The organism is uncultured Ferrovibrio sp., from assembly GCF_937960835.1.
In the GTDB taxonomy this organism is placed as follows: Bacteria; Pseudomonadota; Alphaproteobacteria; order Ferrovibrionales; family Ferrovibrionaceae; genus Ferrovibrio.
The window spans coordinates 186,519-208,075 of the sequence record NZ_CALGPC010000013.1 but is presented as its reverse complement, the minus strand read 5'-3'; the positions used below and the strand labels follow the sequence as shown (position 1 = coordinate 208,075).

The following is a 21,557-nucleotide window of genomic DNA, read 5'->3' as shown; positions in this document are numbered from 1 at the left end:
ATGGCTGCAACGCTCATCGAAGGCAAACCCATCGCATTGGAAATCCGCGCCGAGGTGGCGGCGAAGGTGAAGGCGTTCCAGGCCAAGACCGGCCGCCTGCCGGGCCTGACCGTCGTGCTGGTCGGCGACGATCCGGCCAGCCAGGTCTATGTGCGCAACAAGGGCGTGCTGACGCGCGAAGCCGGCATGATCTCGGACGAGATCCGCCTGCCGGCGACCACCAGCCAGGCCGAGCTGCTGCATGTGGTGCGCCAGCTCAATGCCGATCCGGAAGTCGACGGCATCCTGGTGCAGATGCCGCTGCCCAAGCAGATCGACACGCAGGCGGTCATCGAGGCGATCGATCCGGCCAAGGATGTCGACGGCCTGCATCCGGTGAATGCGGGCAAGCTGGCCCAGGGCATCGAGGCGCTGACGCCCTGCACGCCGAAGGGCTGCATGATCATGCTGGAAAAGGCCGGCGTGAACGTCGCCGGCGCCAATGCGCTGGTGATCGGGCGCTCGATCCTGGTCGGCCGTCCGATGGCGGCGCTGCTGATCGGCGCCTCGGCCACCGTCACCGTGGCGCATTCCAAGACCCGCGACCTGCCCGAACTGTGCAAGCGCGCAGAGATCGTCATCGCAGCCGTCGGCCGGCCCGAAATGGTGCGCGGCGAATGGCTGTCGCACAACGCGGTCGTCATCGATGTCGGCATCAACCGCGTGCCGAAGGAAGACGGCGCCGGCACCAAGCTGGTGGGCGACGTGCATTTTCCCTCCGCCGCCGAGGTGGTGCGCGCGATCACGCCGGTGCCGGGCGGCGTCGGCCTGATGACCACGGCCTGCCTGCTGCAGAATACGCTGACCGCCGCCTGCTGGCGGAGCGGGATCGATCCAAACGGTCTGTGACATCTTCACAGGTTAGAGAAACCGCCCTCGACCAAGGTCTAGGCTGACGTCGCGGCATCTGCCGCCGCGTCACGGCTTCTTTTTCGCCTGAACGGGTCTAATCTGAGCGCATGGCCAAACGCCTGCCGTCCTTGCTTGCCCTAGAGGCTTTCGATGCGGCCGCCCGCCATATGAGCTTCAAGGCGGCCGCCGCGGAACTGTATCTGACGCCATCGGCCATCTCCCATCGCGTCAAGCTGCTGGAGAAGCATCTCGGCCTGCCACTGTTCCGGCGGCTTAATCGCGAGATCCGTCTGACCGAAGCGGGTCAGGATTATTTCGGCAGTGTGCGCAAAGCCCTCGATCAGCTGGTGCAGGCCTCGACGCGGCTGGCGCTGCCGACGCAAGCCGACGAGCTGCGGCTGTCCGCCGTGCCGCACTTCGCCAATGCCTGGATCATCCCGCATCTGGAAAGCTTCCTCGACAGCCAGCCTGGCCTGCGCCTCTTTGTGGAATCGACGCAGCGCAATGCCGATTTCGCCCGCGATGCAGTCGATGCCGCCGTGCGCTACGGCCATGGCCGCTGGCCGGGCCTGGCGGCAGTGAAGCTGACCGATCTTGCCGTGGCGCCGGTCTGCGCGCCCAAGCTGCTGTCAGGCCTGCGGTCGCCGCGCGATCTGCGCAGCCAGACGCTGATCCATCTGACCTCTTTTCCCGATCTCTGGCCGCGCTGGCTGGCGGCGGCGAGGGCGACGGGCGTGAAGCCGAAGCGCGAGATCTGGGTCGACAACATCACGCAGGCCACCGATGCCGCCGAGCGCGGCCTTGGCGTGACGCTCGGCGTGGCGCCGCTGATTGCCTCCAAGCTCGACGAAGGCCGGCTCGCCATGCCGTTCGCGCCGCTGATTCCGGCCGAGCATGGCTACTGGTTCGTCTGCCGCCGCGCCGAAGCCGACAAGCCGCGACTGAAGGCGTTGCGGCAATGGCTGCTCGATCTGATGCGCAAGGCCAATGCGGACATGCAGCGCCTGGCGCCGCCGGGCGCTGTCGGACGCAAGCGGATTCGGGTGAAATAGATTCATCTGAAGCCGGACGCTTTGCGTTTGTCCTGCCGTTTACGTAAACGTAATTTCCGGTCCTGGGAGTCGAAGACCATGACCGAGATGATCCAACCGCAACCGATCACCATTACCGCTGCCGATGGCCAGCGCTTGAGCGCCTATCTGTTCGAGCCGCGCCAGCCGAACGGCATGTCGGTGCAGATCAATGGCGCCACCGGCGTGCCCGCGCGCTATTACGCGCCCTTCTCGCAGCATCTGGCGCAGCGCGGCTTCACCGTGCTGACATTCGATTTCCGCGGCATCGCGTCCTCGCCGCGCAGCGAGGGCGCGCCGCCGCCGCGCATGCTGGACTGGGGCGTGAAGGACGTTCCGGCCGCTTCCGCCTGGCTGCGGCGCAACCGGCCGGGATTGCAGCGCTGCATTGTTGCGCATTCCTTCGGCGGCCAGGTGCTTGGCCTGATCCCGGAGGCCGACGAGATCGCCGCAGCCGTGACGATCGGTTCGCAGCATGGCTACTGGCGCAACTGGTCGATGCCGCACCGGCTGTATCTGCCGTTCTGGTGGTATGTGATGGTGCCGGGCCTGGCCGCGGCGACCGGCCGTCTGCCGGGGCTTTTCGTCGGCGGCAATCCGCTGCCCGAAGGCGTGGCGCGCGACTGGGCGCGCTTTTGCCGTTCGCGGCATTACCTGATCGACGACAATGGCCGGCCGCTGCGGCCCTATAATGACCGGGTCCGTGCGCGGATGAGGCTGATCAGCTTCAGCGATGATCCGGTCTACGGTCCGGCGCGCGGCGTCGATGCTCTGGCCGGCTTCTATCCCAATGCGAAGATCGAGCGTCTGCACGTGGCGCCAAGTGATTGGGGTCTGCAGCGCATCGGCCATTTCGGCTTCTTCAAGCGCGGCATGCCGGTCGAGCGGTGGGATGAGGTGGCTAATTGGCTGCAGCAGGCCGCGGCCAATCGCAACGAGAAGGCGGCGTAAGATGATTGTGGATGCCTGGGCGCAACCGGTTTTCAACGCGCGCGAAAGCATGCCGGAGGTCGTGCGTCTGTTCGAACAGTCGGGCACGGCGGCGATGCTGGACCGCAAGCTGGGCCCCGACGAACTGGTCGCGCTGATGGACAAGGCGGGTGTGGACAAGCTGATGCTGTGCGCCTGGCACCGGCCCGGCCGCTGGGTGATCTCCAACGACGATGTCGCCGTCTTCACCCGCGCCTATCCCGACCGCTTCGTCGGCGTTGCGGCCGTCGACCTGCATCATCCGATGCAGGCAGTGCGCGAACTCGAACGCGCCGTGCGGGAGCTTGGCTTCAAGGCGCTGCGCGTCGTTCCCTGGCTTTGGGAATTGCCGCCGACAGACCGGCGCTACTACCCGCTTTATGTCAAATGCGTCGAACTCGGCATTCCCTTCTGCACGCAGGTCGGTCATACCGGGCCGCTGTTTCCCTCCGAAACGGGACGGCCGATCCCTTACATCGACCAGGTGGCGCTGGACTTCCCCGAACTTGTCATCGTTGGCGGCCATATCGGCTTTCCCTGGACCGAGGAGATGATGGCGCTGTGCTGGAAGCATGAGAATGTCTATATCGACACCTCGGCCTATCTGCCGAAGATGTATCCGCCGGCGCTGGTGAAGTTCATGCAGGGCTATGGCCAGGACAAGGTGCTGTTTGGCACCAATTTCCCGCATCTGCCCTTCGACAAATGCGTGGCCGGCGTGAAGCAGCTTGGCCTGCCGCCCGAGGCCGAGGCGAAATTCCTCGGCGGCAATGCCAGGCGGATCTTCAGGCTGTGAGCGGCCAGGCATGAGCAGCGCGGCCCTGGCGGTACCGTTCCACCGTCCGGCCGCGCAGCGCGCCGAGGCGCTGCAGTCTTTCAATGGGCGCGCCGAGATTCTCTGGTTCGGCTTCGAAGGCGCCTTTGAAGCGGCGCAGGCCGTCATCCGCCCGACGCGCCTGCCGCCGGGCATGCTGGGCGATGGCGGCCAGGCAGCGCTCAATGGCGGCGTCATCGCCGCCGGCTTCGACGCGGCGGTGGTGCTGGCGGGGCTTGGGCATTACGAAACCGATACGGTGGTAACCCTCAATCTCTCGGTGCAATTCCTGCGTCTGGCGGCGATCAAGCCCATGCCGGTCTTCCGCGCCTGGGCCAGCCGGACGACGCGCCATGTCGCCTTCATCGAGGGCAGCCTGACGGCTGGCGCTGATCCCTTCGCCACCTGCACGGCGATGGTGATGCCGGTTTTCGCGCGACCGGCATAGGCGGCGAGCATGTATCGCCTGTGGCGGCAAAACGTGACGGCTGCCACAAATCCCCTTTTGATGTCAGGATCGGATGGCAGGAATTCTTTGGCGCCAGACCGCGCCGGGCTAGATTTTCCGCTCAGGCCTTCAGGGAGGCCGATCAGGATTTCAGTCCGAAGAATAACGGGGATGCCGCATGCTCGACTGGTTAAGCTCGCGGTGGGGTTTCAATGACCGGCTTCGTCACGCGCTTGCCGCCGAAGAGCAGGCGGGCCTGACGTTCGCTTTCCGCGCGCGCATCATCGCCGTGGTTGCGGTGATGCTGTGGCTTCTGCTGGTGATCGAACCGGAGCGGCAGCTTTACTATCTCGGCGTGGCGGCCGTCTTCCTGCTGCTGGGCTGGGTGCCGCATGCGCTGCGCCGGCATCCCAAGGCCATTGCGGTGCGCTTCATCTGCGTGCTGCTCGATGTCATCCTCGTCACCGCCGTTGTGATCCTGCCGCCGCCAATGCAGATCGATGTCGGCTGGCCGATCCAGCTTCGTGCCCGCGGTCCGGAATTCCTCTATCTGGTGCTGCTGATCGTCGGCGCCGCATTGTCCTACTCGCCGCTGCAGGTGGTCTGGGCGGGATTCTGCGTCGTCGCGGTGTGGTCGACGGCGGTACTGCTGCTCTACATGCGCCCCGATACCCTGCATTTCACCGCCCCCATCAATCACGATATCGACGCGGCGCTGAGCGTATTAACGAGCCCCTATCACGTCAGCATCTTTGCATTGCTCAATCAGGTGGTGCTGACGCTCATTCTGACGGCGGTGCTGGCGGCCTCGGTGTGGCGGGCGCGCGCCATGCTGCTGCGCCAGACGCGGGCCGAGATCGCGCGCGCCGATCTGGCGCGCTACGTCTCTCCCGATATCGCAGACGCGATCATGACGGCCGATCGGGAATTCGGCGCGCCGAACACGCGCCAGGTGGCAATCCTGTTTGCCGATATCGTCGGCTTCACCGGGCTGTCGGAGCGCATGTCACCGGACCGCGTCGTGCGGTTGTTGAAAAGCTTTCAGGACCGCTGCTGCAAGGTCGTGTTCCGCCATGGCGGCTCGATCGACAAATATCTGGGCGATGGGTTGCTGGTGACGTTCGGCGCGATCACCGAGATGCCGGATGCCGCCGCCCGCGCGCTGCGCTGCGCCGCCGATCTGCAGGCCGAAATGGACCGCTGGAATGCCAAGCGCTGCGGCCGCGGCGCGGCGCAGATCACGCTGGCGGTCGGCGTGCACTGCGGGCAGGTGGTGGTCGGCAATATCGGCAGCGATTCACGGCTGGAATTCACCGTGGTGGGCGATGCCGTGAACATTGCCAGCCGGCTGGAGACGATGACACGCAGCCTGAAATGCCGCATCGCCACCTCGATGGATTGCCTCAAGGCCGCCCAGGCGCAGGCCAGCGACCTGCCGCCTTTCGAGCGGCTGGGGCCGGTTCATCTCGATGGCCGTGAGCAGGCGGTCGAAATCTGCGTCTGGCCGCTGCGTTCCAACGATGTGAAGCCCTCGGCGGCGTGACGGCCGCCGTTACGGACGCTGGGCGGTTTCGGTGCTTCCGGCGTTCTCCACGCCAATGACGCTGCCGTCCCAGCCGCCGCCCAGCGCCAGATAGAGATCGACGATCGCGGTGAAGCGGGCCAGCATCGCCTGCACCAGCGTATCATTGGCAGAGAAGACGGTGCGCTGGGCATCAAGCAGATCGAGGAAGTCGACCGTGCCGGCGCGGAAGCGCGCTTCGATGATGCGATAGGCCTCGCGCGCCTGATCGTAGGCTTCCTGGGCATAGAGATATTGCTGCGTGCTGCTGCCGGTGGCGCTGAGCGCGTCCTCGGTGTCGCGGAAGGCCGAGAGAATGGCGCCGCGATAGCTTTCCACCAGCTCGTCATAGCGGGCGCGCGACAATTCCTCGCCGCCTTCCAGCCGGCCGCCTTCGAAGATCGGCGCGGTCAATGAGGCCGCAATCGAATAGACCATGGTGGCGGGATCGAGCAGCATGCCGGTGCTGGCGGCCTGCGTGCCTGCGCGGGCCGTGAGATTGAGGCTCGGGAAGCGCGCGGCGCGGGCGGCGCCGATATCGAAATTGGCGGCACGCAAGCTTGCTTCGGCGCGGCGCAGATCGGGCCGGCGCAGCAGCAGATCAGACGGCAGGCCGGCCAGCACCGGCGGCAGGGTAAGGCTGGCGAGGCTTTGCGTCTCGACCTCAAAGCCCTGCGGATTGCGCCCCAGCAGGACGGCGAGCGCATCAAGCGTCTGGCGTTCGGTCTGGCGCAGGCCGGCCACTGTCGCGCGCTGGCTCGCCACCGTACTGCGCTGCTGGGCCACTTCGTAATCGGTGGAGATGCCGAAATTGCGCTGACGCTCAAGCAGGTCGAGCACTTCCTGCGCCACCCGCAAGGTATCTTCCGCCAGCCGGATGCGGTCGCGCATCGACAGAAGCGTGAAATAGGTCGAGGCGATATCGGCATAGAGCGTGATCGCCACGGTTTCGCGGTCGAAGCGGTTGGCCTCAAGCTGCGCCAGCGCCGCATTGGCATTGGCGCTGTTGGCGCCGAAGAGATCGACCTGATAGCCGGCGGTAAGCGTGCCGGAGAAGGAATTGCGCACGGTATGGTCCGAGCGGCCGCTGCTGATGGTGCGGTTGCCCGTGCTGCTGCCAGTGCTGCTGCCAGTGCTGCTGCCCGTGCCCTGGCGGGTGCGGCTGGCGCCGGCATCGATGCTAAGCGTCGGATAAAGTGCGGCGCCGGCAATCTTTGCCTGCGCCTCGGCCTGGCGGATGCGGGCGACAGCAGCGCGCAGATCGGTGTTGTTCTCGCGGCCGGCGGCGATCAAGCGGTCCAGCTCTGAGCTGCCGAAGCTGCGCCACCAGCTATCGTCTGGCCATTGCCCGAGGCCGACATCGCGGCTGTCCCAGGCGGCGGGGGCGGCGACTTCCGGCTTGAAATAGTCCGGCACCATCGTGCAGGCGCTCAGCGAGAGGACGACAGCGACGGCTGTCATAGCGCGAGGGAAAAACATGAAGGCTTATTCCGCGGCGAGGGCAACGACAGGATCGAGATCGGCAGCCTTGCGCGCTGGCAGGTAGCCGAACAGCAGGCCGGTGGCGAAGGCGCAGAAGAAGGCGAGCAGAACCGGCTCGGGCGAGAAGACCACCGGGCGGCCGAAGAAGCCGAAGGTCCAGGTCACGGCAAGGCCCAGCGCCACGCCGATCAGGCCGCCGAGCGTGCAGATCGCCAATGCTTCGGCATTGAACTGGGTGAGGATGTTCATGCGCCGCGCGCCGGTCGCCATGCGCACGCCGATCTCGCGGGTGCGCTCGGTGACGCTGACCAGCATGATGTTCATCACGCCAATGCCGCCAACCAGTAGCGAGATCGCGGCAATCGAGCCGAGCAGGATGGTCAAGGTGCTTTGCGTTTCCATCGCGGTGGCAATGATCGAGGCCATGTTGCGGATCTGAAAGTCCTCCGCCTTGTGGCGGGCCATCAGAAGCTGGCGCACCTCTTCCTGCGTGTCATCAATGCGGCTGACATCTTCGACCTCGATCGTGATGGTCTTCACATAACGCTGGCCGAAAAGCCGCAGCATGCCGGTGGACAGCGGCACATAGATGATGTCGTCCTGGTCGGCGCCCCAGGGCGTGGCGCCTTTCGGCGTCATGATGCCGATCACCTGGAAGGGAATGTTGTTGAGCAGGATATAGCGCCCGATGGGATTGCCGCCATCGGGGAAGAGGTTCTTCAGCACCGTCTGGCCGATCACCGCGACGGGTGCATAGTCCTTGACGTCGTTGTCGGTGAAGAAGATGCCTTCCGCCACCGGCCAGTCGCGCGCCTGCGGGAAGGGCGCGGTGGTGGCGTTGACCTGGGTGACGTAATCGCGGTTGCCGACGCGGACGGTGACGCTGCCGGGATATTCCGGCACCGCGGCGGCGACATTGGGCAATTGCATGATCGCATCGGCATCGGCGGCGACCAGGGTGGCGGTCACGCCATCGACGCGTCGCAGATTCGGCGCGCCCGGCCGCACCAGCAGAAGATTGCTGCCCATGGCATTGATGCGGTCGAGCACCGATTTCTGCGCGCCTTCGCCGATCGCCAGCATGGCGACCACCGAGGCGACGCCGATGATGATGCCAAGCAGGGTGAGCAGGGTGCGCAAGAGGTTGCTGCGCAACGCCTGCAGCGCCATGCGGCAGGCTTCCAGCAGATCGAAGGCGGCAAAGCCCGGCCGCGTGGCCGGACGGACAGGGCGTTTCGGTTCCACCGGCGGCGGCGAGGAATCCTGCACGCGGTCAGAGACGACCATGCCGTCCTTGATCTCGATGATGCGCTTGGCCTGGGCGGCGACTTCGTGATCGTGGGTGATCAGCAGGATCGTGTGCCCTTGAGCATTCAGTTCATGCAGAAGCTGCATCACCTCGGCGCCGCTTTTGCTGTCCAGCGCGCCGGTCGGCTCGTCTGCCAGGATCACGGCACCGCCATTCATCAAAGCACGCGCAATTGACACGCGCTGCTGCTGGCCGCCGGAGAGCTGGCTCGGCTTGTGATCGAGCCGCTCGCCCAGGCCGAGCTTTGACAGCAGCGCCCTGGCGCGCTCCAGGCGCTTGCTGCGCGGCATGCCGGCATAGACCGCCGGCATCTCGACATTGCCGGTCGCGGTTTCGGTGCTGAGCAGATTGTATTGCTGGAAGATGAAGCCGAAGGCCTGGCGGCGCAGCAGCGCGCGGCCATCGGCATCGAGCGAGGAGACTTCCTCGCCGTCGAAACGGTAGCTGCCCGAGGTGGGACGGTCGAGCAGGCCGATCAGGTTCATCAGGGTCGACTTGCCCGAGCCGGACGCGCCCATGATGGCGACGAATTCGCCGGGATAGATATCCAGCGAGATGCCGTGCAGCACCTCCACCGCCATGTCGCCGCGATGAAAGGTCTTGCGGATATCGCGCAGGGCGATGATCGGCGCCGCTGCCTGAGCCTGGCCGAGGCGGACCTTTTGGGGATGGGCAAGGACGTTCATGGCGGATGCTTTTTTACAGGCGCGGCGTCATGCGCGGCGCATTCGCCTGCGCGGCGCCGGGTGCGCGTGGCGCCTGATCGATGACGATCTCCTCGCCGGCCTTAAGCCCGCTGCTGATCGCGGCGTTGACGCGGTTGCTGGCGGCGACCTCCACCTTGCGGCGCACCGGCTGGCCATTTTCCATCACCCGCAGGCCATAGCCGCCATTGGGCAGCGGACGCAGCGCCGACATCGGCACCACCGGCAGGTTTTCCGCGCGGGCGATGACGAAGAAGACCTGCGCGCTCATCTGCGTCATCAGGTCGAGATCGGGATTGGGAACGTCGAACAGCGCCGAATAGAGGATGACGTTGTTGACGGTTTCCGGCGTCGGCAGAATCTGGCGCAGCTTGCCGACGCGCTTCTTGTCGGGCTGGCCGAGCGTGGTGAAGTAGGCCTCCATGCCGAGCTTGAGCTTCGGCACATCGGCTTCCGAGACCTGGGTCTTCACCGTCATGGTGTCGAGATCGGCGATGCGCAGGATGATCGGCGCCGACTGGTTGGCGTTCAGGGTCTGGCCCTGTCGCGAATTGATGTCGACGACGATGCCGGTCATCGGCGCGTAGATCTTGGTATAGCCGAGATTGGCCTGGTCGGATTTCAGCGTCGCTTCGGCCTGCTGGATCTGCGCATCCAGCACCGCGATCTGGGCTATCAGGGATTTGCGGTTCGCATCGGCGCTGTCGTACTGGTCCTGGCTGGTGGCGCGCTCGCTGAGCAGGCGGCGCTGGCGCTCGAACTGCTTTTCGGCGAGCGCAAGCTGCACCTGCTTGTCGCTGCGCTGCGCCCGCAAGGCCAGCAGGTTCGCTTCATCGGCGGCGACGCGGGCCTCATAGACGGTCGGATCGATCTGGGCCAGAAGCTGGCCTTTCTCGACGCGGTCGCCGTAATCGACATAGATCGTCTTCAACTGGCCCGAGACCTGGGTGCCGACATCGACATAGTTGAGCGGCTGCAGGGTGCCGACGGCGGAGACCGTATCCTCGACGCTGCCAAGCTGGACGACCTGGGTGCGGAAAGCCGGCTGGGTATCGGCACGGGCCGACCAGAACCACCAGGCGCCTGCCGCCAGGGCGAGGGCGATGGCGGCGGCAGAAAGGGTCATCGTGATGCGTTTCATGGGAATACGGACACAGGTGGTTTACTCAATCAAACGGGGCAGGCGCCGATATCCTGCGCAGTGAAGACGTGAATATGCCATCACGGCGTTAAGCAGATGTGAGTCCGTGGCGGAAAGCCACAGAGATGAAAATCTAACTAAGAATGAGTTGCAATCCAGTTGCGACTCGTTATAGTCCGCTACCGGACAGTCTTCATCGGGCTTCCTTCAAAAATTAGCGGTTTCCTGCCATCGCCAAGCCAGCCATCCGGTTCCCCCGGAAAGCCAGCCAGGACATAACCTGATTTCGAGGGGATGATGAGTTTTATTGCGCAACCGACCGTTGGCCAGCTCAAGATCCGCCGGGCCAAGCCCAGCATCCTTGCCTCCGCCGTCGCCCTCGGCGTGGCCGCCTCCCCGGCCGCCGCCCAGCAGGCGAGTGAACCCCCGGCCCAGTTGCCGACCATTTCGGTCGAAGGCCAGCGGATCAGCAACCCGGCGACCGACTACAAGGTCGACCAGTCGGCTTCGCCGAAATTCACCGCGCCGCTGCTGGATACGCCGAAATCAGTCACGGTGATCACCCAGAGCCTGATCGAGGAGCGCGGTTCGTCCTCGCTGACCGAGGTGCTGCGCACCGTGCCGGGCGTCACGCTGGGCGCCGGCGAGGGCGGCATCGCCTATGGCGACCGGCCCTTCATCCGTGGTTTCGATTCGCAGTCCGACATCTTCATCGACGGCCAGCGCGATCAGGGCTCGCAGTTCCGCGACCCCTTCAACCTGGAGCAGGTCGAGATCGTCAAAGGCGCCGGTTCGGCCTATTCGGGCCGCGGCTCCACAGGCGGCAGCATCAACCTGGTGAGCAAGACGCCGAAGGCCGAGAATGCCTATGGCGGCAGCCTGACGCTGGGCACCGACATGACCAAGCGCGTCACCACCGATCTCAACCAGGTTGTGGCTGACGGCGTCGCGCTGCGGCTGAACGCCATGTATCAGGACAGCGAAGTGGCCGGCCGCGACGCGGTCGAGATGGAGAAGTGGGGTTTCGCCCCCTCGGTGACCTTCGGCCTGAACAAGCCGACCCAGCTGACGCTCAGCTATTACCATTTCGAGGCGGACGGCATTCCCGATTACGGCCATCCCTTCGATCCCCGTACCGGCAAGCCGGTCAATGTCAGCCGTGACAATTTCTACGGCATTCTGGGCCGCGACTTCCAGGAGATGGAAGCGGATTCCGCTACGGCGCTCTTTACGCATGAGTTCAACGACTCGCTGCAGCTGCGCAACCAGCTGCGCCTGTCGCGATCGAAGAACGACTATGTCGTCACCGTGCCTGGCTACCCCGACGGCAACGACTACAGCCAGGTGCGCCGTAACGTGCGTCAGCGCGACAGCGTCAACACCTACCTGTCGAACATGACGGACCTGCTGTCCGAGTTCGAAACCGGCAGCCTCAAGCACAGCCTGATCGCCGGCGTCGAAGTCACGCGCGAGCAGTCGAAGACGACCGGCCGCGAATTCAACAATGCGGCGACCGGCGCCTATGGGCAGACCATCCAGCAGGCCTATACCAATGCGCCCCCGGCGGATCTGCACAATCCGAATCCGCATGACCCCTATACCGGCGCCTATCGCAGCACAACGACCACCAAGACGACGGCCGATACCATCGGCGTCTACGCTTTCGATACGATCGAGCTGAGCGAACAGTTCGAAGTGAATGGCGGCGTGCGCTGGGACAGCTATGAGGTCGAGAACAACGCGACCCCGAAGCTGACCTCCGATGGCAGCGAACTGAGCTGGCAGGCGGGCGTGGTCTACAAGCCGGCGCCGAATGGCAGCGTCTATGCTTCCTATGGATCGTCGTTCAATCCGTCCACCGAGGGCTTGTCGATCAATACCAACACGGCCAACCTCGATCCGGAGAAGAACGCCACCTACGAGCTTGGTACCAAGTGGGATCTGTTCAACCGGCGCCTGTCGCTGACCGGCGCGGTCTTCCGCACTGAAAAGACCAATGCGCGTGTGGCCGATCTTGGCGGCAACACCACCATCCTCGATGGCGAGTCCCGCGTCGACGGCATCGAGCTGGGCTTCAGCGGCAGTGTGACCCCGCAGTGGAAAGTTTTCGGCGGTTACACCCTGATGCGCAGCAAGATCGTCGATGACGGTCCGAACGCAGCCAATGACGGCAACGAAATGCCGAACGTGCCGCGCCACAGCTTCAGCCTGTGGACCACGTATGACCTGACCCGCGACTGGACGATCGGCGGCGGCGCCTTCTACATGTCGGAGCGCTATGCCAATCAGGCCAATGACCGCGAGCTGCCGGATTATTGGCGCTTCGATGCCATGGCAGGTTACAAGGTCACGGAGAACGTGTCGCTGCAGCTCAACGTGATCAACCTGCTGGACGAAACCTATTATGACAGCGCGCATACCAGCGGCGGCTTTGCCTATGTGGCGCCGGGCCGCACGGCGCTGCTGACGACGAATGTGAAGTTCTGAGTACGCGTTACTAAACCCGCGTCGGAAATACGTGCCCCGTCCGGCAATACCGGGCGGGGCAGTTTCCATTCCGGCAAACCGCGATAGGGAGTCGAAACCATGATGCTGCGCATTCCCGGAGTGCTGACCAAACAGCAGGTGGCGCAATGCCGTCAGATCATGGATGCCGCCGAATGGGTCGATGGCAACGCCACCTCCGGATATCAGTCGGCGCTGGCGAAAAACAACATGCAGCTGCCGGAAGGATCGCCTGCGGCGCGCCAGATCGGTGAGGTGATCCTCGATGCGCTGGAACGCTCGCCGCTCTTCATCTCGGCGGCGCTGCCGCTGAAGGTGTTTCCACCGCTGTTCAACCGCTACGGCGAGGGCCAGACGTTCGGCACTCATGTCGACAATTCGATCCGTGTGGCGGCCGGCGGCGATTTCCGCATCCGCACGGACCTGTCCTGCACGCTGTTTCTGGCCGAACCGGAGGAATATGACGGCGGCGAGCTCATCGTTGAAGACACTTACGGCGAACACAGCGTCAAGCTGCCCGCCGGAGACATGGTTCTTTATCCTTCGACCAGCCTGCACCGCGTTGCGCCGGTAACTCGCGGCGCCCGGGTTGCCTCCTTCTTCTGGCTGCAGAGCATGGTGCGCGACGATGGCCAGCGCACCTTGCTGTTCCAGCTCGATAGCTCGATCCAGCAACTGGCAGCCGAGAAGTCCCACAAGGATCCGGTGGTGGTCCAGCTGACCGGCATCTATCACAACCTGCTGCGGCGCTGGGCCGACAGCTGAGGCTCATAAGAAGACAAGAGACATTCAATGGCCAAGTCACCGAAAACCCGCAAAGGCCTGCGCTACTGGCTGCAGCAGATTCATCTCTGGGTCGGCCTGATCCTTTGCCTGCCGCTGGTGATGATGGGCATCACCGGCAGCATCCTGGTCTATGCGCATGACATCGAGCATCTGTTCGGCCAGGGCGAGCCGCGTGTCTCGACGGTAGGCGAGTGGCGCTCGCCCGACGAACTGGTGGCTGCGGCGGTGGCGGCGAATAACGAACCGGGCCGCATTCCCATAGCCGTGCGCTGGCCCGCCGAACTGGGCGAGCCTGCCGCCGTGCGCCTGTCGCGGCCCGGCATGGCGAATGAGCGCCCGGCCTTCCGCGGCGCGCAGCAAGGTGGTCAAAACCAGGCTGGCCAAGGCAGTCAGAGCGGCGGTGCCGCTGGCGCGGTTCCCGCCGTCAGCCCCTTTGCCGGCAGCCTGCAGATCCTGCTCGATCCGGTATCGCTGCAGGTGCTGGAGACGCAGCAGGCGATGAGCGGCTGGGTCCGCTTCTTCCACGACCTGCATGGCCATGTCTTCATTTCCGGCGGGGTGGGACGGCAGATCGTCGGCTGGTTCGGCATCGCCATGCTGGTGCTGGGCTGTTCGGGTCTCGTCATCTGGTGGCCGCGGCCAGGCCAGTGGAAATCCGCCTTCACCATCCGCAAGGGCGCGAAGGGCCTGCGGCTGCATCGCGACCTGCATGGCGCGGTCGGCATCTGGACCCTGCTGCTGTTCATGGTGGTGAATTTCACCGGCGTCTATCTCGCCTTCCCGCAGCAGACCGGCGCCGTCATCAGTGCGATCTTCCCCAGCCGCGACATGCGCGCGGCGATGTTCCAGGCCCGCGTCGAGCCGGTGCCGGGCGGCATGCCGATGACGCTGCGCGATGCCGTCCAGCTGGCGCAGCAGAGCGTGCCGGATGCCCGCTTCCTGAATGCCTTCCTGCCGACCCGCCCGACCCAGGCGATCCGCATCGGCATGGTGCGCGGCGACCATGAGGACGGCGCGCCCATCGTGACCGTGCTGATCGACCCCTGGCGCGGCAGGGTCATGGATGTTTTCGATCCGAAGACCATGTCGGCCGGCGAGGCGATCGTCGCCTGGCAGCGGGCGCTGCATTACGGCACCGGCCTGGGCGGGGTGTACAAGTTCCTCGTCTTCGTGTCCGGCGTGATCGTGCCGGTCTTCGCCGTCACCGGCTTCTTCATGTGGTGGATCAAGCGCCGGAACCGGCGAAATACCGAACTGGCGAAGCAGGAAGCCCTGCGCCGCGCCGTCAGCGCCGAATAGTTTTCGATTTTTTTGCCGGGCCTGTCACGGGCAGGCCCGGCAGCCCGTCTATGCGGTATCCCTTGCAGCAGAAGGATATCGCAATGACCCAAGCTTTTCTTTCCGACAATAAGGCCAAGGCCATGGCCGGCGTGATCGAGGCCGAACGCCAGCTGGGCGTGCGGCTCGACTATATGCGTGAGATGGCCGAGCTCGGCTCTCCTGTTCTGGACAAGCTGCAGGCCATCTCGATGATGAACCGCAACGATGCCGGGAACAATCTGCCGGCGGAAATCTGCGCCTTCGCCACGCTGGGCGCCGTCCAGGCCGAGGATTGCGGCGAATGCGTGCAGATCCATGTGAACATCGACCGCGCCATCGGCATCAATCCGCGTCTTTTGCAGGCCGCCCTCGATGGCAAGCCGGAATTGCTGCCCGAGCCTTTGGCGCTGGCCTGGCGCTTCGGGCGGGCGGTTGCGGCCAATGCGCCGGAGATGGAAGATATGCGCCTTGTCCTGGAGCGGCAGTATGGGCGCGCTGCGATGATGGAACTGGCGTTCAGCATTGCCATTGCGCGGTTTTATCCGGCGGTGAAGCGCGCGCTCGGCTATGCGAAAAGCTGCAGCCTCGTGAACGTGCAGGCGGCCTGAGGATGGGCGCCTGGCGATGGGCAGCCTGGTGATGGACAGCCTGGTGATGGACAGTCATGTGATGAACAGCAAGGCCGAAATCTTCGAGCGGCATCGCAAGCGGCTCTTCGGCCTTGCCTATCGCATGCTGGCGACGGTGGGCGATGCGGAGGATGCCGTGCAGGACACCTATCTGCGCTGGCACCGCACGGATACGGCGGCGATCCAGGTGCCGGAAGCCTGGCTGGTGACCGCCTGCACCCGCATCTGCATCGACCGCCTGCGCCAGGCCAAGCTGGAGCGCGAGCAGTATCCCGGCACCTGGCTGCCGGAGCCGCTGATCGAACTCGACGTCGCCGCCGAGCCGGGCGAGACGGCCGACGATCTCTCGATGGCCTTGCTGGTCCTGCTGGAACGCCTAAGTCCGGCCGAGCGCGCGGCCTATCTGCTGCGTGAGGCATTCGATTACGATTATCCGCAGATCGCCGAAATCCTGAAAAAGAGCGAGGCCGCCTGCCGCCAGCTCGTCAGCCGCGCCGCCAAACGGATCAGGGAAGAGCGGCCGCGCTTTAGCGCCGACAGCAATGCCGCGCGCGCCCTGGCGGAGAAATTCGCCGCCGCCACGCGGGCGGGCGATGCGGCGGCCTTTGCCGGCGTGCTGGCCCAGGATGTGCTGCTGTGGTCGGATGGCGGCGGCAAGGCGAAGGCTGCACTGAACGTCATCCATGGCGCCGACAAGGTGGCACGCTTCTTCCTTGGCATCGCGCCGAAGCAGCCCAGGGATCTGCGGCGCGTCATGGCGCGGGTGAACGGCCAGCCGGGCTGGGTCTTCTATCAGGGGGAAACGCCGTATCTGGCGATGGCGGTGGATATCGCGGATGGGCTGGTGCGCAACGTCTTCATCGTGCGCAATCCCGACAAGCTTTTGCGCCTGCCGGTGCTGTAGAGGCCGTAACTACGATCAGACACTAACGATCAGACGTAGATTCAGACGTAGATATCGACCTGGCGGCCGAGATGCTTGCCCAGGCGGTTGCGGAACAGCGAGAAGACGCTGGTAATGCTCTTCTTCCTGGTTTTCTGGGAGCGGCCGGGCTTATCCAGACGGCGCAGGGCGCGCTGCCAGATCAATTCTTCCTGCCACCGTGCGGTGGCATTGGTCGTGCGGCGGTAGGCGTCAACCGGACCGACGTTGCGGATTGCCATGGCGACCTCCTGTCTTCTACGGGGCAGGCCGCTGGCGAAAAGCATGGAGGAGAACGCGGCGCTGCAGTCCCTTTCAGAACTTCCGCCAGTGTAGTCGGAACCCGATACCGTGAGCTGCGACCATCGCGTGGCCGCCTGTGACATATTCGGCCCGTTTCTGCACGTTTGGGCCCGCGCTGTGACATAAATACGATGGTTAACAAAAACGCGGGCCTTTTGGGCCCGCGTTTCGATGGCAGTCCGTCTGGCGGGAGAGCTGCGTTCAGTTCTTCTGGCGGTTGAGCAGCCGCAGCCGCAGCGCATTCAGCTTGATGAAGCCGGCCGCGTCCTTCTGGTCGTAGACCGAATCCGCCTCGAAGGTGACGTGGCTGAGCGAGTAGAGCGACTTGGGCGACTTGCGGCCGACCACGCTGGCGGAGCCCTTGTAGAGCTTCAGCCGCACGGTACCCTCGACATTCTCCTGGCTCTTGTCGATCAGCGCCTGGAGCATCTCGCGCTCGGGCGAGAACCAGAAGCCGTTATAGATCAGTTCGGCATAGCGCGGCATCAGCTCGTCCTTCAGATGCGCCGCGCCGCGGTCCAGTGTCGCCTGCTCGATGCCGCGATGGGCGTAATGCAGGATGGTGCCGCCCGGGGTTTCGTAGATGCCGCGGCTCTTCATGCCGACGAAACGGTTCTCCAGAAGATCGAGGCGGCCGATGCCATGCTTGCCGCCCAGCTCGTTCAGCCTGGTCAGCAGGGCAGCCGGCGACAGCTTCTCGCCGTTGATGGCGATGGGATCGCCCTTCTTGAACTCGATCTCGATGTATTCCGGCTTGTCCGGCGCCTTCTCCGGGTCGACGGTGCGCGAATAGACGAAATCCGGCGCTTCCTGCCAGGGATCCTCCAGCACCTTGCCCTCGGCGGAGATGTGCAGAAGGTTGGCGTCGACCGAGAAGGGAGCCTCGCCGCGCTTGTCCTTGGCGATCGGGATCTGATGCTTCTCGGCGAAGTCGATCAGCGCGGTGCGCGAGTTCAGCTCCCATTCGCGCCAGGGCGCGATCACCTTGATGTCGGGATTGAGCGCGTAATAGCCAAGCTCGAAGCGGACCTGGTCATTGCCCTTGCCGGTGGCGCCATGGCAGACCGCATCGGCGCCGACTTCGCGGGCGATCTCGATCTGGCGCTTGGCGATCAGCGGCCGGGCAATCGAGGTGCCGAGCAGGTAGAGGCCCTCGTACATGGCATTGGCGCGAAACATCGGGAAGACGAAGTCGCGCACGAATTCCTCGCGCAGGTCCTCGATGAAGATCTGCTTCACGCCGAGCATCTCGGCCTTGCGACGGGCCGGCTCCAGCTCCTCGCCTTGGCCGAGATCGGCGGTGAAGGTCACCACCTCGCAGCCATAGGTCTCCTGCAGCCATTTGAGGATCACCGAGGTGTCGAGACCGCCGGAATAGGCCAGAACCACCTTCTTGACGCTGCCACGCTTGCTGCCGCTCATCGGCGCACTCCTGTCGGGAAATCAAAAAAAGGAACGGAAAAGCGGGCGGAGTATAGGCAAGGGCCGGGGCGGCGCAAGCCGCCCGTGGCGGGCTGTCCGCCCCAATTCGGACCTAATCGGGCCTAAAATCAGCCTCAGAAGTCGGAGACGATACCCTTGCGCTCCCAGTCCCCATAGCGGGTCGGCTCCGGGCCTTTGGGACCGTCCTCCTCGCCGGGCGCCTGGGTGAGCTTGACCGCCGGCTGGGCCGGCGCCAGCGGCTTGCCGGTGGCCGGGTCGATCGGGCGGTCGTCGACGGCTTTGCCGCCTTCGGCCAGTTCGGCGAGGGTCGCTTGAGAGGAAGAAACAGGTTTGTCGGTCACAGGCTTTCCATCCGGCGGCAGCGGCAAGAGATGTCTTGCGGAGGGACTATGTCCCTTCCTACATATAGTGCGCCAGCAGGCTTGCAAAGGCCGTCCGGCACCGAGGGTTGAGGCATGAATTATCTGAAGACAGGTTTGTTGCTGGCTGCGATGACCGGCCTGTTCGGCGCTGTCGGTTTTCTGATCGGCGGCGAGTCCGGCATGCTCATCGCGCTGGCGGTCGCTGCGGTGATGAACTTCTTCGCCTACTGGAACAGCGACAAGATGGTACTGTCGATGTATGGCGCGCGCGAAGTGGATGCGCGCACCGCGCCGGAATTCTATGGCATGATCGCCGAGCTGGCGCGCAATGCCGGCCTGCCGATGCCGCGCGTCTATGTCATCGACAACGATCAGCCGAATGCCTTTGCCACCGGCCGCAACCCGCAGAATGCTGCCGTCGCCGCCACTACCGGCCTGCTGCACAGCTTGAGCCGCGAAGAGATCGCCGGCGTGATGGCGCACGAGCTGGCGCATATCAAGAACCGCGACACGCTGATCATGACGATCACCGCCACGCTTGCCGGCGCCATCGGCATGCTGGCCAATTTCGCCATGTTCTTCGGCATGAGCAGCCATTCCGACAACCGCAACAATCCGCTCGGCATCGTCGGCTCGCTGGCGGTCATGATCCTGGCGCCGATCGCCGCCATGCTGGTGCAGATGGCGATCAGCCGCAGCCGCGAATATGCCGCCGACCGCGAGGGCGCGGCGATTGCCGGCGATCCGACCTGGCTCGCCTCGGCTCTGCAGCGCATCAGCCGCAGCGCCGAGCGCATCCCGAACGAGCAGGCGGAGAGCAATCCGGCCACCGCGCATATGTTCATCGTCAATCCGCTGCATGGCCGCGGCATGGACAACCTGTTCTCGACCCATCCAAGTACCGAGAACCGCGTCGCCGCCCTGATGCAGCTGGCCGCCAGCATGCGCGGCAGCAGCCGGCCCGCGCCGGCCTATGCGGCGGCGAATATGTCGACCGGCCCGGTTGCGAGCGCGGGAGGCGCCGGTTCGGTGCCGCGCAGCGGCCGTACCGCCAATGCCCGCCGCCGCGGGCCCTGGGGCTGAAGCACCGACCAAGGCAAGGCTAAAGCGTCAGGTCGCAGCCATAAGCTGCGCGATGCCTGTTTTCGCTGCGCCGGGTTCGATCTCCAGGCTTTTCTGATGGAAGCCGCGCAAAGCCGGGCGATGGCCGATGCTGAGAATGGCCGTACCCGGCAGGCCGGTCCGCAGCGCCTCCAGCGCCCTGGCTTCCGTCTTCTCATCCAGCGCCGACGTCGCTTCGTCCATATAGAGCCAGCGCGGTTTCAGCAGCAGGGCGCGGGCAAGCTGCACGCGCTGCTGCTCGCCGCCGGAAAGCTGCTGCGTCCAGTACGCTTCCTCGTCCAGACGCGGCGCGAGATGCGCAAGATCAAGTGCCTCCAGCGCCGCACGATAATCCGCCTCGCTGAAACGCGCCGGATCATGTGGATAGGCGAGCGCCGCGCGCAGGCTTCCCAGCGGCAGATAGGGTTTCTGCGGCAGGAACAGGCTCTGCTCGTCCGCAGGCCGCATCACCTTGCCGCGGCCGAACAGCCACAGCCCGGCGAGCGCGCGCAGCAGTGTCGTCTTGCCGCCGCCTGAGCGGCCCTGCAGCAGCAGGCTTTCGCCCGGTGCCAGCGCAAGAGAATTCACCTGCAACAGCGCCCGGCCGTCGGGCAGGCCAAGGGCGAGATCGTTCACCGCAATGCGGTCGCCCTCGCGTGAGACCGCGATGGCCGACCGGGCGCTGAGCGCGCGAGCCTTCTCCATGCCGCGCTGAAAGCCGGTCAGACGCTCGATCACGGCGCGCCATTCGGCAATCTCGGTATAGGCATTGATGATGTAGCTGAGCGCCTCCTGCACCTGGCCGAAGGCAGAAACCGTCTGCATCAGGCCGCCCAGCGGCAAAGCGCCGCTGAAATAGCGCGGCGCGCCGACCACGAAGGGGAAGATCACGGCGATCTGGCCATAGCCTGACGTGAACCAGATGAGCAGCTTGGTGCGCTTCATGATGGCGATGAAATTGTCGAACACCGCGGCAAAACGCCGCTCCAGCCCGGCCCGCTCGACCGTTTCGCCATTCTGGAAGGCGATGCTTTCGGCATGTTCGCGGATGCGCACCAGATGGAAGCGGAAATCGGCTTCCACGCGCTGCTTGTCGAAATTGAGCCGCACCAGCGGCCGGCCGATCAGATGGGTCAGCCAGGTGCCGGCGGCGGCATAGACGATGGCGACCCAGACCATGTAGCCGGGGATGTGATATTCGGTGCCGCCCAGGGCGATGGCGAAATCGCCCGACAGGGTCCACAGAATGCCAAGGAAGGAAACCAGCGAGACGACGGCATTGAGCAGGCCAAGCGTCAGCGACAGCGAATAGGCGGGAAAAAGCCGCAGATCCTCGGCAATGCGCTGGTCCGGGTTGTCGGTATCCAGCCCGAGCATCTGCATGTGGTAATAGCGCTTGTCCTCCAGCCAGTCGCGTGCCCAATGCTCGGTCAGCCACCGGCGCCAGCGCACCTCCAGCAGCGATTGCAGATAGTATTTGTAGACGGCGACGACGATGAAGGCGGCGGCAACGCCGGCAAAATACAGCAGCAGGGTCTTGAAGCTGTCAAAATCCTTCTCCTGCAGGGCGTTGTAGAAATCGTTGTACCAGTAATTGAACCACACGCTTAAGCCCACGCTGGCCAGGTTCAGCGCGACGATGGCAACGAGCAGCATCCAGGCGCCGAGGCGGACCTGGGGATCGAGGAAATAGGGCTTGGCCAGACACCAGACGGCGCGGAAGAAGGCGGCAAATCGCGACATTCGGACCTCAGAAACTGTAGACCGCAAATACTGGAGGCTGCAAAAAACGGGAAG

Annotated in this window: 19 protein-coding genes; 12 read left to right on the top strand and 7 right to left on the bottom strand. The window is 64.7% G+C overall.

The window, feature by feature from the left end; translation table 11 throughout:
- The 6 genes from folD (at position 1) to Q0603_RS13735 (ending at position 5,735) form a co-directional block, all read left to right on the top strand.
- Positions 1 to 888 (top strand): bifunctional methylenetetrahydrofolate dehydrogenase/methenyltetrahydrofolate cyclohydrolase FolD, encoded by an 888-nt coding sequence (gene folD / locus Q0603_RS13760; protein WP_298726607.1) that lies wholly within the window; start codon positions 1 to 3, stop codon positions 886 to 888.
- Positions 889 to 998: 110 nt separating this feature from the next.
- Complete coding sequence (gene gcvA, locus Q0603_RS13755) at positions 999 to 1,943, top strand: transcriptional regulator GcvA (RefSeq protein ID WP_298726605.1); 945 nt, start codon at positions 999 to 1,001, stop codon at positions 1,941 to 1,943.
- A gap of 78 nt (positions 1,944 to 2,021) precedes the next feature.
- Positions 2,022 to 2,912, top strand: a complete 891-nt coding sequence (locus tag Q0603_RS13750) for an alpha/beta fold hydrolase (protein ID WP_298726603.1) — start codon at positions 2,022 to 2,024, stop codon at positions 2,910 to 2,912.
- Between the two features lies 1 nt (position 2,913).
- Positions 2,914 to 3,726, top strand: coding sequence for an amidohydrolase family protein (locus Q0603_RS13745; RefSeq protein ID WP_298726601.1), 813 nt, complete (start codon positions 2,914 to 2,916; stop codon positions 3,724 to 3,726).
- 10 nt (positions 3,727 to 3,736) lie between these two features.
- Complete coding sequence (locus tag Q0603_RS13740) at positions 3,737 to 4,192, top strand: hotdog domain-containing protein (protein WP_298726600.1); 456 nt, start codon at positions 3,737 to 3,739, stop codon at positions 4,190 to 4,192.
- A gap of 178 nt (positions 4,193 to 4,370) precedes the next feature.
- Positions 4,371 to 5,735 carry an adenylate/guanylate cyclase domain-containing protein gene (locus Q0603_RS13735; RefSeq protein WP_298726598.1) on the top strand — a complete coding sequence of 455 codons (1,365 nt, stop codon included), beginning with the start codon at positions 4,371 to 4,373 and terminating at the stop codon, positions 5,733 to 5,735.
- Positions 5,736 to 5,744: 9 nt separating this feature from the next.
- On the opposite strand, the gene Q0603_RS13730 is transcribed toward Q0603_RS13735, so the two are convergent.
- The 3 genes from Q0603_RS13730 to Q0603_RS13720 are packed head-to-tail and all read right to left on the bottom strand — an operon-like array spanning position 5,745 to position 10,374.
- Positions 5,745 to 7,232 carry an efflux transporter outer membrane subunit gene (locus Q0603_RS13730; protein WP_298726597.1) on the bottom strand — a complete coding sequence of 496 codons (1,488 nt, stop codon included), beginning with the start codon at positions 7,230 to 7,232 and terminating at the stop codon, positions 5,745 to 5,747.
- 6 nt (positions 7,233 to 7,238) lie between these two features.
- Entirely contained in the window at positions 7,239 to 9,230 is a 1,992-nt protein-coding gene (locus Q0603_RS13725; RefSeq protein WP_298726595.1) for a MacB family efflux pump subunit, read from the bottom strand.
- A gap of 13 nt (positions 9,231 to 9,243) precedes the next feature.
- Positions 9,244 to 10,374 carry an efflux RND transporter periplasmic adaptor subunit gene (locus Q0603_RS13720; RefSeq protein ID WP_298726593.1) on the bottom strand — a complete coding sequence of 377 codons (1,131 nt, stop codon included), beginning with the start codon at positions 10,372 to 10,374 and terminating at the stop codon, positions 9,244 to 9,246.
- 309 nt (positions 10,375 to 10,683) lie between these two features.
- Here Q0603_RS13720 and Q0603_RS13715 point away from each other — a divergent pair, with 309 nt between their 5' ends.
- From Q0603_RS13715 to Q0603_RS13695, 5 genes are all read left to right on the top strand, one after another.
- Positions 10,684 to 12,876, top strand: a complete 2,193-nt coding sequence (locus tag Q0603_RS13715) for a TonB-dependent siderophore receptor (protein WP_298726591.1) — start codon at positions 10,684 to 10,686, stop codon at positions 12,874 to 12,876.
- Between the two features lie 99 nt (positions 12,877 to 12,975).
- Complete coding sequence (locus Q0603_RS13710; RefSeq protein ID WP_298726589.1) at positions 12,976 to 13,659, top strand: Fe2+-dependent dioxygenase; 684 nt, start codon at positions 12,976 to 12,978, stop codon at positions 13,657 to 13,659.
- Between the two features lie 27 nt (positions 13,660 to 13,686).
- A complete protein-coding gene (locus Q0603_RS13705; protein ID WP_298726587.1) occupies positions 13,687 to 14,979 on the top strand; it encodes a PepSY-associated TM helix domain-containing protein in 1,293 nt (430 codons plus the stop codon).
- Between the two features lie 83 nt (positions 14,980 to 15,062).
- Positions 15,063 to 15,608 carry a hypothetical protein gene (locus Q0603_RS13700; RefSeq protein WP_298726585.1) on the top strand — a complete coding sequence of 182 codons (546 nt, stop codon included), beginning with the start codon at positions 15,063 to 15,065 and terminating at the stop codon, positions 15,606 to 15,608.
- A gap of 16 nt (positions 15,609 to 15,624) precedes the next feature.
- Positions 15,625 to 16,533, top strand: a complete 909-nt coding sequence (locus tag Q0603_RS13695; RefSeq protein ID WP_298726583.1) for an RNA polymerase sigma-70 factor — start codon at positions 15,625 to 15,627, stop codon at positions 16,531 to 16,533.
- Between the two features lie 41 nt (positions 16,534 to 16,574).
- Here Q0603_RS13695 and Q0603_RS13690 read toward each other — a convergent pair whose 3' ends face one another.
- From Q0603_RS13690 to Q0603_RS13680, 3 genes are all read right to left on the bottom strand, one after another.
- Positions 16,575 to 16,793 (bottom strand): hypothetical protein, encoded by a 219-nt coding sequence (locus Q0603_RS13690; RefSeq protein ID WP_298726581.1) that lies wholly within the window; start codon positions 16,791 to 16,793, stop codon positions 16,575 to 16,577.
- A gap of 262 nt (positions 16,794 to 17,055) precedes the next feature.
- Positions 17,056 to 18,276, bottom strand: a complete 1,221-nt coding sequence (locus Q0603_RS13685) for an argininosuccinate synthase (protein WP_298726579.1) — start codon at positions 18,274 to 18,276, stop codon at positions 17,056 to 17,058.
- A 134-nt stretch (positions 18,277 to 18,410) separates the two neighbouring features.
- Positions 18,411 to 18,638, bottom strand: a complete 228-nt coding sequence (locus Q0603_RS13680) for a succinate dehydrogenase assembly factor 4 (RefSeq protein ID WP_298726577.1) — start codon at positions 18,636 to 18,638, stop codon at positions 18,411 to 18,413.
- A 114-nt stretch (positions 18,639 to 18,752) separates the two neighbouring features.
- On the opposite strand from Q0603_RS13680, the gene htpX reads away from it, so the two are divergent.
- On the top strand, positions 18,753 to 19,742 hold the full coding sequence (gene htpX / locus Q0603_RS13675) for a zinc metalloprotease HtpX (RefSeq protein ID WP_298726576.1): 990 nt from the start codon (positions 18,753 to 18,755) through the stop codon (positions 19,740 to 19,742).
- A 27-nt stretch (positions 19,743 to 19,769) separates the two neighbouring features.
- Here htpX and Q0603_RS13670 read toward each other — a convergent pair whose 3' ends face one another.
- Positions 19,770 to 21,503, bottom strand: a complete 1,734-nt coding sequence (locus Q0603_RS13670) for an ABC transporter ATP-binding protein/permease (RefSeq protein ID WP_298726574.1) — start codon at positions 21,501 to 21,503, stop codon at positions 19,770 to 19,772.
- Positions 21,504 to 21,557 lie beyond the last annotated feature (54 nt).

Coding starts and splice junctions, on each gene's coding strand:
- folD (WP_298726607.1), top strand. CDS start 1: ATGGCTGCAACGCTCATCGAAGGCAAACCCATCGCATTGGAAATCCGC.
- gcvA (WP_298726605.1), top strand. CDS start 999: ATGGCCAAACGCCTGCCGTCCTTGCTTGCCCTAGAGGCTTTCGATGCG.
- Q0603_RS13750 (WP_298726603.1), top strand. CDS start 2,022: ATGACCGAGATGATCCAACCGCAACCGATCACCATTACCGCTGCCGAT.
- Q0603_RS13745 (WP_298726601.1), top strand. CDS start 2,914: ATGATTGTGGATGCCTGGGCGCAACCGGTTTTCAACGCGCGCGAAAGC.
- Q0603_RS13740 (WP_298726600.1), top strand. CDS start 3,737: ATGAGCAGCGCGGCCCTGGCGGTACCGTTCCACCGTCCGGCCGCGCAG.
- Q0603_RS13735 (WP_298726598.1), top strand. CDS start 4,371: ATGCTCGACTGGTTAAGCTCGCGGTGGGGTTTCAATGACCGGCTTCGT.
- Q0603_RS13730 (WP_298726597.1), bottom strand. CDS start 7,232: ATGTTTTTCCCTCGCGCTATGACAGCCGTCGCTGTCGTCCTCTCGCTG.
- Q0603_RS13725 (WP_298726595.1), bottom strand. CDS start 9,230: ATGAACGTCCTTGCCCATCCCCAAAAGGTCCGCCTCGGCCAGGCTCAG.
- Q0603_RS13720 (WP_298726593.1), bottom strand. CDS start 10,374: ATGACCCTTTCTGCCGCCGCCATCGCCCTCGCCCTGGCGGCAGGCGCC.
- Q0603_RS13715 (WP_298726591.1), top strand. CDS start 10,684: ATGATGAGTTTTATTGCGCAACCGACCGTTGGCCAGCTCAAGATCCGC.
- Q0603_RS13710 (WP_298726589.1), top strand. CDS start 12,976: ATGATGCTGCGCATTCCCGGAGTGCTGACCAAACAGCAGGTGGCGCAA.
- Q0603_RS13705 (WP_298726587.1), top strand. CDS start 13,687: ATGGCCAAGTCACCGAAAACCCGCAAAGGCCTGCGCTACTGGCTGCAG.
- Q0603_RS13700 (WP_298726585.1), top strand. CDS start 15,063: ATGACCCAAGCTTTTCTTTCCGACAATAAGGCCAAGGCCATGGCCGGC.
- Q0603_RS13695 (WP_298726583.1), top strand. CDS start 15,625: ATGGGCAGCCTGGTGATGGACAGCCTGGTGATGGACAGTCATGTGATG.
- Q0603_RS13690 (WP_298726581.1), bottom strand. CDS start 16,793: ATGGCAATCCGCAACGTCGGTCCGGTTGACGCCTACCGCCGCACGACC.
- Q0603_RS13685 (WP_298726579.1), bottom strand. CDS start 18,276: ATGAGCGGCAGCAAGCGTGGCAGCGTCAAGAAGGTGGTTCTGGCCTAT.
- htpX (WP_298726576.1), top strand. CDS start 18,753: ATGAATTATCTGAAGACAGGTTTGTTGCTGGCTGCGATGACCGGCCTG.
- Q0603_RS13670 (WP_298726574.1), bottom strand. CDS start 21,503: ATGTCGCGATTTGCCGCCTTCTTCCGCGCCGTCTGGTGTCTGGCCAAG.